The sequence below is a fragment of the Sulfitobacter dubius genome, assembly GCF_027214245.1.
Lineage (GTDB): Bacteria > Pseudomonadota > Alphaproteobacteria > Rhodobacterales > Rhodobacteraceae > Sulfitobacter > Sulfitobacter dubius_A.
Map to the genome: position 1 here is coordinate 1 of NZ_JAPWHM010000007.1, position 16,579 is coordinate 16,579.

Consider the following 16,579-nt stretch of genomic DNA (forward strand, 5'->3'; position numbering starts at 1 on the left):
CCCAAAGCGTGGTGACTGCTGGGATGCCAAAGAACGTTTGCGATCCGCGAGTAACATCGCGCCAACCAATGGCGACCCCATGCACGATGATCAAAAGCCCCAGCGTCGCGATCACCGCGGCCGACCCTTCTAACTTGCCGATCGCCAGACCGATGACCGCCGCCACCACGCAGGTCAGCAAGATCGCAACAATCGTCGCAGAAAAAATCCCCACCTCGGTCGTCGCGAGCCAACCAGGCAATTTCGGCAACGTCGCGATCTTAAGGTGTGCCGGAAGCGTAAGTAACGAGGCCGCATAAGCGCCAATCGCCATGAATGATAGATGCCCAAAGCTGAGGATGCCCGAGTTGCCGCTGTAGACCCCCATCCCGACCACCGCAATCAGCGAGATGTAGAACACGGTCAGCACCCGCTCACTCGCCGCGCCGACCGACGACGCGATCAGGGTCGCCGCGATCACAAGCGCGACAATCCCCAGAACCGAGGCGAATATATGCTTGCGTGGTGCAGTGATCATATCGAATCTCGCAGGTCAATTTCGGCCAGCATAGTGACCGTATTTTTTCAAAGTCAATAATATTGCCAGTCTTGACAAGATGTTTTCACAGGTGCTTCCTTCTTTGGAAAGGGAGAGCCAATGCAAGTTCGCGAACGCATAGAAAAATTGTCGGGCGATCTGACCGCGACTGAGCGTAAGCTTTCGACTGCGCTCTTGCTTGACTATCCATTTGCCGGACTGGAACCGATCCAGGAACTCGCCCGTGCCACCAACACCTCGCCGCCCACGATCTCGCGTTTTGTCAGCAAACTGGGATTTCACGGCTATCAAGATTTCCAGCGCCATCTGATCGGCGAGCTGAAACAAGGCCAGCGCTCCCCCGTCGATCTGCAGGCGTCCAGCGCTCCGATTGAAGGCGCGTTCCTCGAGAACTTTCTCGAACGGGTCTGCACCCTTGTAAAAAGCGCAAACAAGGCTGTGTCCGAAGCCCAATTCGCACGCATCGCCGAAATGCTGGCAGATGAGAAACGCAGCATCTTTGTAATCGGCGGCCGGATGAGCGACCCGCTCGCGCAATACCTCTCGCGCCACCTACGTCAGATCCGCGCCAAGGTGTTCCATCTGCCCCCCGACCCCGACGTTTGGCCGGAATACCTGTTGCGAATGCGCGCTAAGGATGTGCTCTTCGTGATCGATTTTCGGCGGTACCAGCACAATCTGTCCGCGCTGGCGCTGAAGGCTACTCAGGCGCGCAATGTTCAGATCGTGTTGATGACTGACGAATGGCTCTCACCGATTTCAGCACAGGCCAGCGAAGTCCTCGCCGCCTCAATTGACGTCAGCACCCTGTGGGACAGCTACACCGGTGCCCTGGCACTGCTCGAGGCCCTGTTGACGCGCATCGCGGGCGACAACTGGGACCTCACGAAAAGCCGGATCGAGGAATGGGATTCCTTCCGGTTGGATTTTGGAGTTATCAAAGATGATTAAGACCCCCCTGATTTTCGCCGCCACCTCAGACCTGGCCGGCAAAACTCGCGGCAAGGCGTTCCCATTGGCAGACCTTGCCAAACGCGCCAAACGAGGCGTCGGCTGGACCCCGACCAACGTGATGATCACCTGTTTCGATACTATCGCGGAAAGCCCCTTCGGCTCGCTAGGCGATCTGTTGCTGATCCCCGACGAAGAGGCCGGCGTCGAGCTTGATTTCGAAGACGGCGGCCCGGTTGAGCGGATCATGCTGGGCGACATCACGGATCTCGACCGCAAGCCCTGGGATTTCTGTACGCGCTCTTTGCTCAAGACCGCGCTAAAAAGGCTCAAAGATGCGAGCGGCCTCAGGCTCGTCTCCGCGTTTGAGCACGAATTCCAGTTCAAGACGAGCGGCGATCAACCCGGCGGTGCCTTTGGCCATTCGGTGTTCTCCGAACGCCGGGTTTTCGGCGAAACGCTAATGGCCGCGCTCGGTCAAAGCGGACTGGGGGCCGACACCTTCATGAAAGAATACGGTGCCAACCAGTTCGAAGTTACCAATGATCCGGCGCAGGACCACCGCTCCGCCGATCAGGCCGTTATTCTGCGCGAAGTCACGCGGATGACCGCACAACGGTTGGGCGAAGATGTGACTTTCACCCCGATCCGCAATCCTGCGGGCGTTGGCAACGGCGTGCACATCCATCTGAGCTTTCTCGACGACGCCGGCGAGCCGGCCACCTATGACGCCCAGGGCGTCGCTGGAATGTCGCAGGCTACCGGCGCATTCATCGCTGGGGTGCTAAAATACCTCGACAGCATCATCGCACTGACAGCGCCCTCGGACGTGTCCTACCTGCGGCTGACGCCGCACCGTTGGTCCGCCGCCTACAACAACCTGGGCTTCCGTGACCGCGAAGCCTCAGTGCGGATTTGTCCGGTGACGGCGCAGGACAGCTCCAGCGTCGCGCGGCAATATAACTTCGAATACCGCGCCGCCGATGCCACCGCCTCACCGCATCTTGCCCTCGCGGCGATCATCCATGCCGGGGCGCAGGGCATCGAAGATGCCCTGCCCGCGCCGCAGGTCACAGAAGAAGACCTGTCCACCCTCTCCGCCGATGCCTTAGCAGAGCGCGGCTATATACGGCTGCCTGAAACCCTGACTGAAGCTCTGCAAAGATTCGAAGACAATGCAACCGTGCGGGGATGGTTCCCGGCCGACTTCGCCGCTGTCTATACCGCCCACAAACGCGGCGAGCTAGCCGCATTGGAGGGTAAAGACACCGCCACCCGCTGTGTCGCCTATGAAGAAGTTTACTAATGAAGCGCCGGCAATATTTGCGTCTTCGCGCGGGTTGGCAGCCGCAGGACAAAGGAATGCGGACGGATAAGCGCATTCCACCAAAGCAGCGCAGCAGATACGCGGCCATGTGGCGTCTAGGTTCCCGGTAGAAAAGCGTTGGTACAACTGCGCCCTCAGGAGCGCGGCTATAGCCAAGTTGTGGACTATTGGTTAAATTGATGCCCTTGGAGCTGCCGTCGGCAGCAGCGGCTGCGGCTACGTCGAGAGTGCGCCCGGACCGAGGTTCGTCGTCGTTATGGTGGCGACCACCGGATGCACTTTCACGACCATGTCAGCGGGCGGCCGCGGCAGTTCAACCTGTTTGCAAACGGCCACACCATTGACGATGTCGGAGACAGCGCAAGTTACGGTCTGCATACCGCCTTGCGCTTCAGCGCCAAAGGGCAGCGTGGCTTACGCTGCGTCAGAACAATAAGTCCGGCAAGAATGTAACCAAGGGCGGCACGAAGGTCAGCAAGAGCAAAACGCAAATTAGGCTGAGAAGAAATGGCAAAAACTCTTTGGAAAACTCTTCAATTGAACATCGGGTGATTGAGCAGACTGTATAGAGCACTGTTCCGACGGGCGGCGTAATGGAGCCGATCGTCGTGTTGAACACGAGCACGATCCCGAAATGCACCGGGTCAATCCCCAAGGTCCGCGTGACCTCAATCAGGATCGGCACTAGGATTACCATGAGGGCCAGGCCTTCTAGCATGGTCCCAAGCACTAGCAGCAGAACGTTTAGGATCAATAAGACGACATATTTGTTGTCTGATAAGGTAAGCAGTCCGGAGAGCAGAGTCTGCGGCACCTGTTCAAGGGCCAAGACAAGAGAAAATACGGCCGCCGAGGCCACGATGAACAAGACATTCGCCGTGGTCAGAGCGGACTCGCGTAGCAGATCATAGGTCTCGTACAGATTAAAGCCGCGATAGATGAACATGCCCACGAGAAAGGCATAAAGCGCAGCAATGGCACCAAGCTCAGTGGGGGTGAACCAGCCCCCGCGCAAGCCGACAATCAACAGGATTGGCATGGCGAGGGCCCAAAGAGCCGCGCGCGCGCGGGTTGCGATCTGACGGACTGGCAGCCTTCTTTCACGTTCAGGCCGATACCCACGGCGTTTCGCGACGTAGCGCACAGTTAGAAGCAGTGCCAAGGTGATGATCATGGCGGGAATGACTCCGCCGATGAACAGGCGCCCAATGGAAGTCTCCGTGAGCAGGCCGTAAACGATCAGCCCGATTGACGGGGGCATGATGGGCGCAATGGCCCCGGATGCGGCGCTGACGACCGAGGCGAAACCATTGGAATATCCTCTTTCGCGCATAATCGGCGCGATGGTGCGCGCGTCGATCGCAGCATCAGCGTTGGAAGATCCAGACATGGCTCCCAGAAACAGCGAGTTCATCACTGCGACCTGGGCCAATCCGCCATGCCAGTGGCCAACCAGCCCATCTGCGAAATCATAGAGCCGCCGGGCAATTCCGCCCCGCGCCATGGCCGCGCCAGCAACGATAAAGAACGGTACGGCTAGCAATGGAAAGCTTTCGAGGGAGGAGGCCATACGTTGGGCCACTGTGCTGGCCATCATCGGGTTCAAGGTGAAGTAGAACACCGAAGCACCAAGAATGACGAAAGCAATCGGGACGCCAAGCACCAATAACAGAATAAATACTATGCCTGAGATGATCATTCGCTGCGCCTCCGCCAAAGGATCACGATATGTAGCAGCTGCGTCACGATGATCGCCCCCATGGCAAAAGCAAGCCCGGCAGAAACGATCCACTTAGGCCAGCCGAGCGCCAGAAAGGTTGTAAATCGCGCCGTTGCGACCTGTGCTGTGGCTGCGTGCAATACGGCACTTGATATTGCGATCACTAACAGGTGCGACAGTAAAAGAGCAGGGCGCTCAAGTGCGCGCGGCAGACGGGAGAGAAAGTAATCAACGCCGAACATCTGTTTGTTCAGCGCAGCGCCAATTATGCCGAAGAAGACGACGCCGGAAAAGCACAGGACGGCAAGTTCATTAGCGGTTTGAAACCCTTCGCGCAGGATGGTTCGGGAAATGACGTTTGCGCCCACCACAACGAGAACGCCCGCCAGAAGCAAAGTCGGGATCACTTCGCCGATCAGGCGCAGCAGGGCTCGTAGAAGGGGTTCTATGGCGCTCACCTTTCAGGAGGAGGCTTCCGGCGCGGCAAGGCGCCGGAAGCAATGGTCAACCTGCCGCTGCGGCGCGAATTTTGTCAAATAGACCTTCGGGCAGGTCATCGAAGAAGCTTGCAGTGGCGGCGCGATAAGCCTCAAGGTCGGGATCGTGGAACGTAACCCCGGCGGCTTCGAATTCCTGCCGGATCTCGTTCTCCTGTGCCATTGATTGCTCTGTAAGCTGTTGCCCGCCGCGCCGGAACTCCTCAATCATAATCGCCCGGTCATCTTCAGACAGAGCCTGAAATGCCTTTTCTGACGTAATCCAGCCGAGGAAGAGGTTGAAGTGGCCCGTGAGGGTGATCTCTTTGACAACTTCATACCAACGGTTCGCGCGCAGGCCTGTAAGGGGCGATTCACCGGCGCTCACCACGCCTTGCGACAGGGCGGAATAGGCCTCAGCGGCCTCAACGGTCGTCGCCACGACACCCATAGGCTCAAAGGTGTTAAGCCAGGTTTCCAAAGGCGGTACGCGCATTTTGACGCCTTCGAGATCTGACGGGCTGGTATAGGGTTGCGTGCCGATCATATGGCGGGCACCATCGAACCAGTTCAAAGCCAGCACGCGCAAACCGGCGGTCTGTGCCAGCTGGTCATAGTAGCCCTGCATCAACTGGGAATTTGCAAGACGCTCTGCTTCTTCCGCATTGCCGACGATAAAGGGGCCTTCGACGGCGGCAAGTTCTGGCACGCCAAATTGGGACAGGAAGCTGGCCGATGCATAGGCGATGGTGGGCTGACCCTGGCTTGCTTGTTCAATCGTATCGGTGGTGGTGCCCAACTGGGCGCTTGGGAACATCTGGAATGTCACGCGGCCTTCAGTGCGGTCCTGAATGCGTTTGCCTGTCTCCTCGGCAAGTTTGTTTGACAAGGCCGTGGGGGCGTTCACCGAGGCGATGCGGAAGTTTGCAGCCTGGGCCAGAGCGGATGTGGCGGCCATGCCAAGCGGCAGGCTGGCCAGCATCGCAAGAGCTTGGCGGCGGCTCAGAGTGTTCATTGGGGTTGTCATATGGTCCTCCTCCTGACGGATTATGTTGCCGGGACGCTCTTGTTGGCGTTGCGCTGCATGGCCCGGGCCGCCAGTTTGGCAGCATGCGCATGGACTTGGCTGATTGGCATTGCATGGCTGTCGTCGATCTCGATCGGTGCAGGATATCCGAACCCTCCATGTTGTTCGCAGGTCTCGGCCGCTGTTTGTGCGGCGGCGTCCATAAGGGCTTGAGCCGGCTCTTCGCGCAGGAGCCCGACGAGAACACGTGCGATGAAACTGTCGCCTGCGCCCAATGTGTCGACCACTTTCGCTGCGACCGGACGGACCGAAACCTCGGTCTCAGGGCCAAACAGAACAGCGCCTTTTTCGCCCCGTGTGATCAGGCACCATATTGCCCCCAGAGCGCGGATTTGCGTTTGCAAAGACATGACGTCAGCGTCGCTCAACCCTCCGCCTGACAGGCTGGCAAGATAGCAAAAAGGGGCCACCTGGGCGATATAGTCAGGCTCCGTTTGATCCGCGAAATCGAAGGAAAGTCGGCTGTGCTCCGCAAAGGCGGGCAGATGCGGCACAACATGAGAAGAGCGACCGGTATGGACGGCATGAGCGTTTGTGATCATTTGCAGATCCTCTGGCTCAGGCGCGATAATTGAGACGCCTAGGTCGGCGGAAAGAAATTCCCGTTCGCCTGTTGGGGAATTGCGGATCATGCAATGCGCACTGCGCCCGGCCCCGGTCCGCAAGCGCGAAATATCCACATCCTCAGCGCGTAGCGCGGCGCGCATATGGTCCCCCGCGGGGTCATCACCCATCGCGCCAATAAAGGCTGCATCGGCCCCTGCGCGGCGCGCAAAGACGGCAACATTCAATGCATTGCCCCCAGGATACATCATGCCAGTGGTTTCATAGCAGTCCACGTCATTGTCGCCAAAAGCGATCAGTCGAGGAGAGGTTGCGCTTTTAATTCTCATGTGAGAACGTTCACACAATCCTGTTCGCGCTGTCAAGAGATACGCTTCCCAGGCCAAATTTTAGCTAATGGACCTTGCCAATGACCGAGACCCTTTCTCCGCACCCAGACGTCGCCAGTGCTCTCAAAGCACTTGAGGGAAGCAAGACGGACCATGTTTTCTTCGTGGCTTGCGGTGGCTCTCTATCGATCATGTATCCGGCAAAATTCATGCTGGATCAGTTGTCGCGCAGCCTACCGTCAGACGTTTACAACGCGGCTGAGTTTACCCACCGCGCGCCAAAGCGGCTCACCTCCGATTCGATCGTCATTCTATGTTCAATGACGGGCACGACCGCAGAGACCGTCGCGGCAGCCGAGTTCGCACGCAAGGCAGGCGCGATGACCATTGCATTAAGCGTTGAGCCCCAAAGCCCCTTGGGCCGAGGGAGCGACCATCTGGTATCTTTTGAGGCCCCCTATACGACTGGCGTGCCAATCGATGCGAAAAACAGCAACTATGCTCGCATCTACCAGATCGTACTTGGGCTTGCGCAGCACTATGACGGCGTGGAACATATGGGCGCCCTGATGCATAGTCTTGAGGCGCTCCAGAGCGTAATCGACAAAGCGCAAGATGTTCTGGCCCCCCGTTTTAACCAATACGCGCCGCATTTTGCGAAGCAGGAGGTGATCTACACCATGGCCAGCGGCGCAAGCTACGGGGCCGCATACTCCTACGCCAATTGCGTCTTAATGGAGATGCAGTGGATCAACAGCTATCCGATCCATGCCAATGAATTCTTCCACGGTGCTTTCGAGGTTCTCGACCAAAGCCGCTGCTATATTCTAATGAAAGGCTTAGATGACACCCGACCCTTGGAAGATCGCGCGGAAGTATTCCTGTTGCGCTTTGGCGCCCCGGAAAACATCCTTGTGCTCGATGCGGCTGAGTTCGACTTTACCGGTGTGGATGAGATGTTCCGCGGGGCACTGGCGCCATTGGTGTTCTTCGATACGCTGTGGCGTTTTGCTTACCGTCTGGCCGAGCTGCGTGACCATGAGATGATGGAAGCACGGCGCTATATGAAAAAGCTCAATGACTATTGAGGAGAACCCGATGCGCTTTGCTGATGCCGAAACGGTTCACCGTTATCTGGACTACCCCTATTTGATGGATGCCTTGCAAGCGGCCCATAGAGATGCACCGCCCACAGCAGAACATATGGTCAGCAACGAACCGGGCGGAGGAGAAAATCTCTTTGTAACGCTGGTGGGTTGGAAACGCGCCAAAGGCATCGCGGTCAAAATGGTCGGGGTGTTTCCGGAAAACCTGTCTCTTGAGCCGCCGCAAGCCTCTGTTCAAGGGCTCGTGGCATTGTTTGACCCTGGTACAGGGGCCCCGCAACTGGTCGCTGATGGAGAGGCGATGACCTTTCGCAAAACGGCCGCCGATTCCGGCTTGGGGGCCCGGCTTTTGTCGCGCGAAGACAGTGAAACATTGCTTATGGTGGGCGCAGGCGGGCTTGCGCCTCATCTGGTGCAGGCCCATCTCGCCGCACGTCCCTCACTGCGGAAAATCCGGGTCTGGAACCGCACCCAAGAACGGGCGGAAGCGCTGATAGAACGGCTTGAAGTGCCAGGCGTGGACGTGGGTGTTGCGCGGGACTTAGACAGCGCTGTGGCACGGGCGGATATTATTTCTTGTGCGACCATGGCCCAGGAACCACTGGTAAAGGGCGAGCTTTTGAAGCCTGGCGCGCATCTTGATCTTGTGGGGGCCTATCGACCCGACATGCGGGAAGCCGATGATGCGGCTATGGCGCGAGGCACTGTCTTTGTGGATTGCCGCGAGGGGATGAAAGGAAATGGTGAGCTTTCCCGGCCTGTCGACCGAGGTGTGATCACCTGGGGAGATGTCAAAGCTGATTTTTACGAACTGGCCCAAGGTGACCGCCCCGGCAGGCAAACAGAAGAAGAGATCACGGTGTTCAAGAACGTCGGAGGGGGACATCTTGATCTGTTTGCTGCAATCGCTTTGAAGCACCGCCTGGCATGAGAGACGCAGAATTGACCTGTGTATGCTCCCGTCAACTTCGTCTAGCTTAAGGGGAGCGGTTGCGAGCAAGGATTATATGAAGACCCAGAAAATCACCATAGTCGAGGTCGCGAAAGGGGCGGGTGTCAGCACTGCAACAGCCAGTCGCGTCCTTGGCCAGTATGGTTATGTGGGGGAAAAAACCAAAGAACGAGTGCTCGCTGTTGCGGCGAAACTTGGCTACCAGCCAAATAAAATCGCCCGTGGTCTGATCACAGGTCAGACACGGACTATAGGGGTTATCGCCGGCGACATTTCCAGCCCCTTCTACGCTGCTGTCCTGCGCGGAATTTCGGATGTCGTGGAGGGCCATGGTCTTGGCATGCTGATCACCAACAGCGACGAAACGCTGGATCGCGAAGTTGCTGCCACCAAGTTGCTGCGAGAAAATCAGGTGGATGGGTTAATCGTATCGCCCTGCGACGTTACCGACTCCCCGCATCTGCGCGCGGCGGTGAAGGCCGGAATGCCAATGGCTCTGATCGACCGAAAGGTGAAGGGGCTGCGCGTCGACACAGTGGCCGTGGAAAACATCAAAAGTTCGCGCGACGCTGTCAGGCGTCTCTTGCTGGCGGGCCATCGCCGGGTGGGCATTATCGCGGAGCTGGCGGCGGATGAAAGTCGGCTGAGGGGGTTTTTAGCATCTGCTAAAGACCAGCCTCCCGAGGGGCTGCAACTGCTCTCTACGAGCTGGCAGCGTCTTGCAGGATATTTGGAGGCACATCGCGCCTTCGGGTTGGAGGTTGACCCTAACTTAATTCTAGCCGCGGAAGGGCATTCTGCGCTCGCCGCACAAAACGCGGCCTTGGCCGCGCTGAATGAAAACGCACGGCCGACGGCATTGTTTTGTGCGGATGGCTTGATGTCAGTGGGGACTATGTCTGCGATTTCCGCCAAGGGGCTAGAAATACCGCGTGACCTATCGCTTGTCTGTTTTGATGATCTTGACTGGATGACGTTTGTAGGCCCAGGGATTGATGCAATTGCCCAGCCACGACGTAAATTAGGGCGCGCCGCTGCTCGTTTTTTGCTGGCGCGAATTGGTGAGGCAGAAGGTGCGCCGCGCGACATGCGGCTTTCGCCCCGGATGGTGGCGCGGGGATCATTGAGGTCAATTCTCTAGCGGCGATCCGAGCTCTCAAGGAGAGTGCCATCTGCTTCTGGAGGGCCGTAAATGGCGTAATCAGCCTAGCGACCCCTAACCATAACCGCGCCACACCTCAGTGCCCCCTACATCCTGTAGCTGTTCCCTGTCCGGAAGATCCCTCAAGCTCTCAAGGTCAAACGCGACCAAAAACTGTTCTGTCGTCACAAATGAATATGGCGCCCCCCGCTGCGGGCTCCGCGGGCCCGTTCCAATCAAATCACGCCCACGCAGCCGCCCGATCAAATCGCGGCTGATCTCTTTGCCGAAAATATCCTTCAGCCCGTCACGAGTGATCGGTTGGTGGTAAGCGATCGCCGCCAGCACAACGAGGTCGAGTTCATTTAAGTCCAACAGTTGTTCGCCGAGATCCGCCGCCGCGCGGATCGCGGGGGCATAGGCAGAGCGCGTGCGCATCATCCAGCCCCCCGCCACCTTAGCGACTTCAAATGCGCGCCCCTCCAGCTCGGCGGCCAGGTCCTCGATGAGCAGATCGACCGACGCGTCTTTCCCCACAACCCGCGCCAGATCCGCGCGCGGAACAGGGGTGGCGGAGGCAAAGAGCACCGCTTCGATCCGTCGCATCCATTCTCGCCAGCGCAGCTCTGGCGGAAGGTTGGCCAGCTCGCGGTCCAGCTCCGGTTCAGAACACTGTTTAATCATATTATACCCCGTAGAGCCGGAACGTGTCCCGGCCGGTGAGTTCGCGTACCGCCCCCAGATCCACAAGCCGATCGCAAAGCCGCCGGGCCGCGCGCGGTGGCAAAGGCAGCGCTGCTGCTGCGACGGCATCGCGGGTCAGAAACATTTCGACGGCTTCCCCTGCCCCTTTGGCGCGCAGCTTCGGCGCAACCGCTTTCACATGTTTTGCCCGCCGCGTAAGAGCAACAGCAAGGCGTGCCGTCTCGACCACCGAAGCCACGACGGCGCGATGACAGGCGCGGCGCAGCTCATCTCCGCGTTTGCGCAGGTCCGCGCGCTTCAACCCAGCTGCCAAGAGAGGCGTTACATGGTCCAAACCAAGCGCCTGCGCCAATGCGGCATCTGCGAGGATAAGTGCCGCCCCCTCTTGCCGCGTTGCCATCATGGCCTCCAGCACCGTCGCAGCCCGACAAACCGGTGCCCCCTGCCCCGCGTCGAGATAGCCAGCGATCCGGCCTGCCTCGACAGTTGGCAGCGCCCGGCCCAGAGACCTGACCGAGACCACCCGCGCCACAGCGCGCTGCCAAGACAGGTACACCTCTCCCCCCGGCCCGGGCAGATCCCCGGGGCGCAAGAAATGAACCGCATCGCGTAGCGCCCCTGCCCGCTCTGGCCGGCCTGAAAACCTGACGCAAGCTTCCGCCGCGCGCAGGGCCAGGCGCGCACGTATCAACGCCACAGGCACGTCGTCGCGCGTCATAAAAAGATAGAGGTGGTTCAGGGCCGCGCCGGACAGAAAAGCCGCATCTTCAAGGGTTTCAGAACGCGTGGAGGTGACCCACCCGGGCAACCGAGGTAGCGCATCAAGGTCCCTGATGTGAACCGGTTGTGTAAAATTCATACGGAAAGCATACAACTGTGCGGCGCTTTAGGCTATTTATTAAAGAAAAAACCGCCCCAGCTTGCCGCCATGCATTATGTCCAATAAGTTTACATTATCGGACTTGGTGGAATATGCTGCTACACAGTCTCAAAATCAGCGAATTTTAAGGGGAAAGAATGGACACAGAGATCGAGAAATCGACGTCAACGCCCTCTGACAAACTTGATGCTTGCGTCGGCGAGGGCGATCAAGAGAAAAGTGATAGCATCACCTTGCCCTCGCATGTGGCTGGTTCAGGCACCGTCGATCAGCTGGTAGAAACCGCACGCAGCTATGCAAAGCAGGCGGCCTCTGAGAATACCCTGAAGGCCTATGCGAAAGACTGGGCGCACTTTACCCGCTGGTGCAGACTGAAGGGAACGGACCCTTTGCCGCCTTCACCCGAGATGATCGGGCTCTACCTCGCCAACCTGGCGGCACCCACGGGAAAGGCCCCTGCCCTCTCAGTCTCGACAATCGATCGCCGTCTTTCTGGCCTTGGCTGGAACTACACTCAGCGCGGCTTCACCCTTGATCGTAAGAACCGCCACATCGCCTCCGTGCTTGCCGGGATCAAGCGCAGGCACGCGCGACCGCCGGTTCGGAAAGAAGCAATCATGGCCGACGATATACTCGCTATGGTGGGCAGCCTTCCCTTCGATCTGCGTGGGTTGCGGGACCGCGCGATCCTGCTGTTGGGATACGCGGGGGGTCTGCGCCGATCCGAAATCGTCAGCCTCGACGTGCACAAGGACGACACGCCGGATTCTGGTGGCTGGATTAAGATCTTCGACAAAGGCGCCCTGCTCACGCTCAACGCGAAGACCGGCTGGCGCGAGGTCGAGATTGGCCGCGGCTCCAGCGATCAAACCTGCCCGGTCCAGGCGCTGGAACAATGGCTGCACTTTGCAAAGATCGACTTCGGCCCTGTCTTCGTCGGCACCTCGCGGGATGGCAAGTGCGCATCTGAAACACGCCTGAACGACAAACATGTCGCACGACTGATCAAGCGCACGGTCCTCGACGCCGGCATCCGATCCGAACTGTCCGAAAAAGAGCGCCTGGCGCTGTTTTCCGGCCATTCCTTGCGCGCCGGTCTCGCGAGCTCTGCCGAAGTCGATGAGCGCTACGTCCAAAAGCATCTTGGTCACGCCTCAGCCGAAATGACCCGCCGCTATCAGCGTCGCCGCGACCGGTTCCGCGTAAACCTGACCAAGGCTGCGGGGCTGTAATCTTCGGACCTTCGGCGCGTTTGCCAGAAATGGTCGGTAACATCTCAAGCCGGAAGAGCCGCGTTCGCATGCTTTGGCGCAACGTCTAGGCGGCGAGCCCCTGTCACACCCCGAGCGGCGCAAACAGATCTTCCAGTATCGCCTCGTCCAGCAACGGGCCAGCCTGTCCCCCATCCTTGTCGAACAAGGCGTCGACCAGCGCCTGTTTGCGCGACTGCATGTCAAGTATCTTTTCCTCTACTGTGCCTGCGGCGACCAGACGATGCACGAATACCGGTTTGTCCTGACCTATGCGATGGGTGCGGTCCATGGCCTGACGCTCCACAGCTGGGTTCCACCATGGGTCATAAAGGATCACCGTATCCGCCTCGGTCAAGGTCAGCCCAAGACCACCGGCTTTCAGGCTAAGCAGGAAAACCGGCGCAGTGCCTTTCGCGAAGCTTTCCAGTACATCGGCACGCTTTTGCGTCTGGCCCGTCAACGTCAGATGGGGGATGCCGGCGGCGGCCAGATCCGCTTCGATCAGACGCAGCATTTCAACGAATTGCGAAAACACCAGAACGCGGCGACCCTCGGCCACAAGCTCGGCCAGCAATTCACGCAATCGCGAGCGTTTGGCGCTGTTCGCCACCGCGCGCGCCGCGTCAGTCTTGACCAGCGCCGGGTCGCAGCACACCTGCCGCAGCTTGAGCAGCGCATCGAGCACGGTAATCTGCGCTGCGGCCAGACCACGGGCGCTGATCGCCTCGCGCACCCGGGCATCCATGGTGCTGCGTACGGCTTCATAAAGCGCTTGCTGCGGCTTTGGCAGCTCCACCCGTTCCAGGATTTCGGTCTTAGGAGGAAGTTCGGTTGCGACCTGCTCCTTGGTGCGACGCAGCATGAAGGGGCGCAGCCGACGGTTGAGACGCGATTGTGCGACCGCGTCACCATGCTTTTCGATCGGGGTGCGAAACAGTTTCTGAAACTCTTTTCTATACCCCAGAAGACCCGGATTCACCCAGTCGATCAGTGTCCAAAGGTCTTGCAGCGAGTTTTCCAGCGGCGTGCCGGTCAGCGCCAGCCGCCCCTTGGCAGGAATGTTGCGCAGGCTCTTGGCCATTTGCGACGCAGGGTTCTTGAGGGTTTGCGCTTCGTCCAGGATCACCAGAGGCCACTCTGTCGCTGTCAGCCAGTCTTGATCACGCGCCAGCAACGGATAGGTGGTGACGACCAGATCGGCGCGCAGAGCCTCGTCGCGCAGCGCCGCCCGGCCTGTGCCATGCAGGACCACGAGCCGAATATCCGGTGTGAATTGCGCGGACTGCATCTGCCAGCCATGCAGCAGGCTGGTCGGTACGATCAGAAGCGCCGGGCCAGCTGCTCCTGCTTCGCGACGTGCCTGCAAGAGGGCCAACACCTGAATTGTCTTGCCCAGCCCCATATCATCCGCCAGAACTCCGCCAAAACCGGCTTCGAGCAAGCTGCCCATCCAGGCGGAACCATAGGCCTGATAGGGGCGCAACTGCGCGCGCAATCCCTTTGGTGGAGCAAAACTCTCGGCCTCGGCCAATGCCTTCAGGCTACGAGCCAGCGGAATGATCCCGGCGTTATCGGCGAAGTGTACCGAGCTGCCTGCCAGCGCCTTTTCTGCCAACCGAGCGACATCGGCATCCGACGGGTGCAGCGCGCCCAACTCGGCATAATGCGTCAGCACCAGATGGAGTAGGGGTGCCAGCGGACTGAGGTCCAGGGGGGCATAGCCCGCCTTGCCCCGGTTCAGGTAAACCGGCTTATCGGACAGATGCTGCGACAGGACGTCGACATCCGGCACGGCGTCCCATTCGTCACGCACCTGTTCAAGAAAGGCCGCGATCAGGGGCGCGACATCCACTGGCTTGCCGCCGATCTCGGCTTGAAACCCCAGCGAGAACCAGTCGTTGCCGTGGAATGCGTCGCCTGCCTCGGCCTGTGTTGCAACCGTCAGCGCGGCAGCTTCATCGCTCAAACGGAAGGGCCACTTTGATGTTTCAATGATTTCCCAGCCTTCGGTCCGCAACCCGGGCAGCGTCCGGAACGCAAACTCGAGACCATCGCGCGACGACGGGAGGCGCATACTGTTCGCGCCCATCTCCTCCTCAGCGAAGACGAAATCGCATTGCAGCATTCGAGCGCTCGGCAAAAGATAGTCCATTTCGTCAACGGGTATCGCCCCTGCATCCATCAGCCGGATGACGCAAGCAGCTTCCCATTGATGATCGCGCGTCAGCGTTACGACCTCGTTGTTTTCAACGACCCGGGGGTCGGCGTCGCCTTCCCAAACCTCCTGCCCGTCATAGACAAAGCGCAATGTCAGTGTTGGCAGAGTGACAGAAACGCTGTCCCAACGCCTATAGCCGTCACGCGCGCTCTCCGCTCCAAGCGTCAAACGAGCGATGCGTTTATGGGCCGCGCGCCGTCTCTGTCGCGCCACATGCGGCGGCGGCAAGGCCAGTCCAGCGAGCGTGGCGGGCATCTCCGCAGCCAGGGCCGCCGCTTCATCGGGCGCGACTTGGGGAGCGCTCTGGACAAGCTGCAGCGCCTCAATCTGCACCGGCTGTGCCAGCGCCCCGATCTGACCGTGCGCGGTGTTCACCCATAGCGCTGCCCCGTCCAACGCCCGCAACTCCAACTGTATGCCGTCTGCGTCCTCAAACCCCAGGCTCTGACTGCCATCCGCCGCCATGCGCCAGGCCAGTCTGGCCTTTGGACACGCTTCTGACCAGCTCAACTCCGCGTCCGGAGAATTGTCATGGAGGAAGCGACCCGTGTCGCACAAGCGCCGGATCAGGGGCAAAGCATCCTGCCCCTTTGGCTTGAACATACCGGGCAGGCCGTAGCTATAGTGCGTTTCCCACAGTTGGGTCTGCGCCAGCGCAGACAAAAGCTCCAGATCGGTCGGTCGGATGAATTTTGCCACAGCGTTGCTGCGCAGGGCATGCAGCGCATCATAGCGCCGGATCGCCTTGTTCAGGCCCGTGCCAGCAGCATTGATACGGCCCTTGTAAATGTCGATCCTGACTTTTGTTTCATTCGGGATCAGGACATAAAGCAGGCGTTCCTTCACCTTGTCCGGATAGTCCTCGGGACGTGCCTCAGGCGGCACTAGGGCTGTCGGCTGCTGCTTGACACGGGTCAGCCAACCCCGCACCGGTGCTGCCAGTTGCGGGGAGCTGGAATCGCGTTCCGCCGATGTCATCAAAACAGCGACCACGTGCTTGCAATTATGCCCCACCGGGCAAGAGCAAATCCCGTCCACAAAGCTGTTGCTCAGGGTAATCCGCTGTTGGTAGCTTTCCCCGCGCCCATTCAACACGCGCCCGCGGATACTCCCATCCGGCAGAGGCTCGACCGTCGCGACCAGACCGCGATGCGCATAATCTTCACCGCGTTGCAGCGTGCCGACATCAAAATAATCCCTCAACCGTAAGTCCATGCAACACCCCAATGCCCGCCCCGCAGACCCGGCCCACAGGTCTCCCGCATATTCTTCCAGATAGCGGTTTTCCATTGCGCCGCCTATGTGGAACTTACAGAAAAAAGGTGGCACCAA

At 59.3% G+C, this 16,579-nt stretch carries 15 protein-coding genes; 6 read left to right on the plus strand and 9 right to left on the minus strand.

Going from position 1 to position 16,579, the window contains the following annotated elements; translation table 11 throughout:
- A partial coding sequence (locus O4H31_RS16300; RefSeq protein WP_419723611.1) for an ABC transporter permease subunit occupies positions 1–517 on the minus strand: 517 nt, incomplete at its 3' end.
- 120 nt (positions 518–637) lie between these two features.
- Between O4H31_RS16300 and O4H31_RS16305 the strand changes: the two genes are divergently transcribed.
- A complete protein-coding gene (locus O4H31_RS16305; protein ID WP_120352520.1) occupies positions 638–1,489 on the plus strand; it encodes a MurR/RpiR family transcriptional regulator in 852 nt (283 codons plus the stop codon).
- Positions 1,482–2,795, plus strand: coding sequence for a glutamine synthetase family protein (locus tag O4H31_RS16310; RefSeq protein ID WP_120352521.1), 1,314 nt, complete (start codon positions 1,482–1,484; stop codon positions 2,793–2,795). Before O4H31_RS16305 ends, O4H31_RS16310 begins: the two co-directional genes overlap by 8 nt.
- A gap of 237 nt (positions 2,796–3,032) precedes the next feature.
- Here O4H31_RS16310 and O4H31_RS16315 read toward each other — a convergent pair whose 3' ends face one another.
- Genes O4H31_RS16315 through O4H31_RS16335 form a run of 5 tightly spaced genes read right to left on the minus strand, consistent with a single transcriptional unit; the run spans position 3,033 to position 6,992 of the window.
- Positions 3,033–3,194, minus strand: coding sequence for a hypothetical protein (locus tag O4H31_RS16315; protein ID WP_269347498.1), 162 nt, complete (start codon positions 3,192–3,194; stop codon positions 3,033–3,035).
- A 46-nt stretch (positions 3,195–3,240) separates the two neighbouring features.
- Complete coding sequence (locus O4H31_RS16320; protein WP_120352522.1) at positions 3,241–4,515, minus strand: TRAP transporter large permease; 1,275 nt, start codon at positions 4,513–4,515, stop codon at positions 3,241–3,243.
- On the minus strand, positions 4,512–4,994 hold the full coding sequence (locus tag O4H31_RS16325) for a TRAP transporter small permease (RefSeq protein WP_254694013.1): 483 nt from the start codon (positions 4,992–4,994) through the stop codon (positions 4,512–4,514). Before O4H31_RS16325 ends, O4H31_RS16320 begins: the two co-directional genes overlap by 4 nt.
- A 46-nt stretch (positions 4,995–5,040) precedes the next feature.
- On the minus strand, positions 5,041–6,039 hold the full coding sequence (gene dctP, locus O4H31_RS16330) for a TRAP transporter substrate-binding protein DctP (RefSeq protein ID WP_254694014.1): 999 nt from the start codon (positions 6,037–6,039) through the stop codon (positions 5,041–5,043).
- A 20-nt stretch (positions 6,040–6,059) separates the two neighbouring features.
- On the minus strand, positions 6,060–6,992 hold the full coding sequence (locus O4H31_RS16335) for a PfkB family carbohydrate kinase (RefSeq protein WP_120352524.1): 933 nt from the start codon (positions 6,990–6,992) through the stop codon (positions 6,060–6,062).
- 80 nt (positions 6,993–7,072) lie between these two features.
- Between O4H31_RS16335 and O4H31_RS16340 the strand changes: the two genes are divergently transcribed.
- From O4H31_RS16340 to O4H31_RS16350, 3 genes are all read left to right on the plus strand, one after another.
- Positions 7,073–8,080 (plus strand): SIS domain-containing protein, encoded by a 1,008-nt coding sequence (locus tag O4H31_RS16340; protein ID WP_120352525.1) that lies wholly within the window; start codon positions 7,073–7,075, stop codon positions 8,078–8,080.
- 10 nt (positions 8,081–8,090) lie between these two features.
- Positions 8,091–9,029, plus strand: a complete 939-nt coding sequence (locus O4H31_RS16345; protein ID WP_120352526.1) for an ornithine cyclodeaminase family protein — start codon at positions 8,091–8,093, stop codon at positions 9,027–9,029.
- 76 nt (positions 9,030–9,105) lie between these two features.
- On the plus strand, positions 9,106–10,191 hold the full coding sequence (locus tag O4H31_RS16350; protein WP_269347503.1) for a LacI family DNA-binding transcriptional regulator: 1,086 nt from the start codon (positions 9,106–9,108) through the stop codon (positions 10,189–10,191).
- 75 nt (positions 10,192–10,266) lie between these two features.
- Here the strand turns inward: O4H31_RS16350 and scpB are convergent, their stop codons facing one another.
- Entirely contained in the window at positions 10,267–10,875 is a 609-nt protein-coding gene (gene scpB, locus O4H31_RS16355) for an SMC-Scp complex subunit ScpB (protein ID WP_120352528.1), read from the minus strand.
- Position 10,876: 1 nt separating this feature from the next.
- Positions 10,877–11,755 carry a DUF1403 family protein gene (locus O4H31_RS16360; protein WP_120352529.1) on the minus strand — a complete coding sequence of 293 codons (879 nt, stop codon included), beginning with the start codon at positions 11,753–11,755 and terminating at the stop codon, positions 10,877–10,879.
- A 158-nt stretch (positions 11,756–11,913) separates the two neighbouring features.
- On the opposite strand from O4H31_RS16360, the gene O4H31_RS16365 reads away from it, so the two are divergent.
- Positions 11,914–13,008 (plus strand): tyrosine-type recombinase/integrase, encoded by a 1,095-nt coding sequence (locus O4H31_RS16365; RefSeq protein ID WP_120352530.1) that lies wholly within the window; start codon positions 11,914–11,916, stop codon positions 13,006–13,008.
- Positions 13,009–13,111: 103 nt separating this feature from the next.
- On the opposite strand, the gene O4H31_RS16370 is transcribed toward O4H31_RS16365, so the two are convergent.
- Complete coding sequence (locus tag O4H31_RS16370; protein WP_165935604.1) at positions 13,112–16,450, minus strand: DEAD/DEAH box helicase; 3,339 nt, start codon at positions 16,448–16,450, stop codon at positions 13,112–13,114.
- Positions 16,451–16,579: the final 129 nt, after the last annotated feature.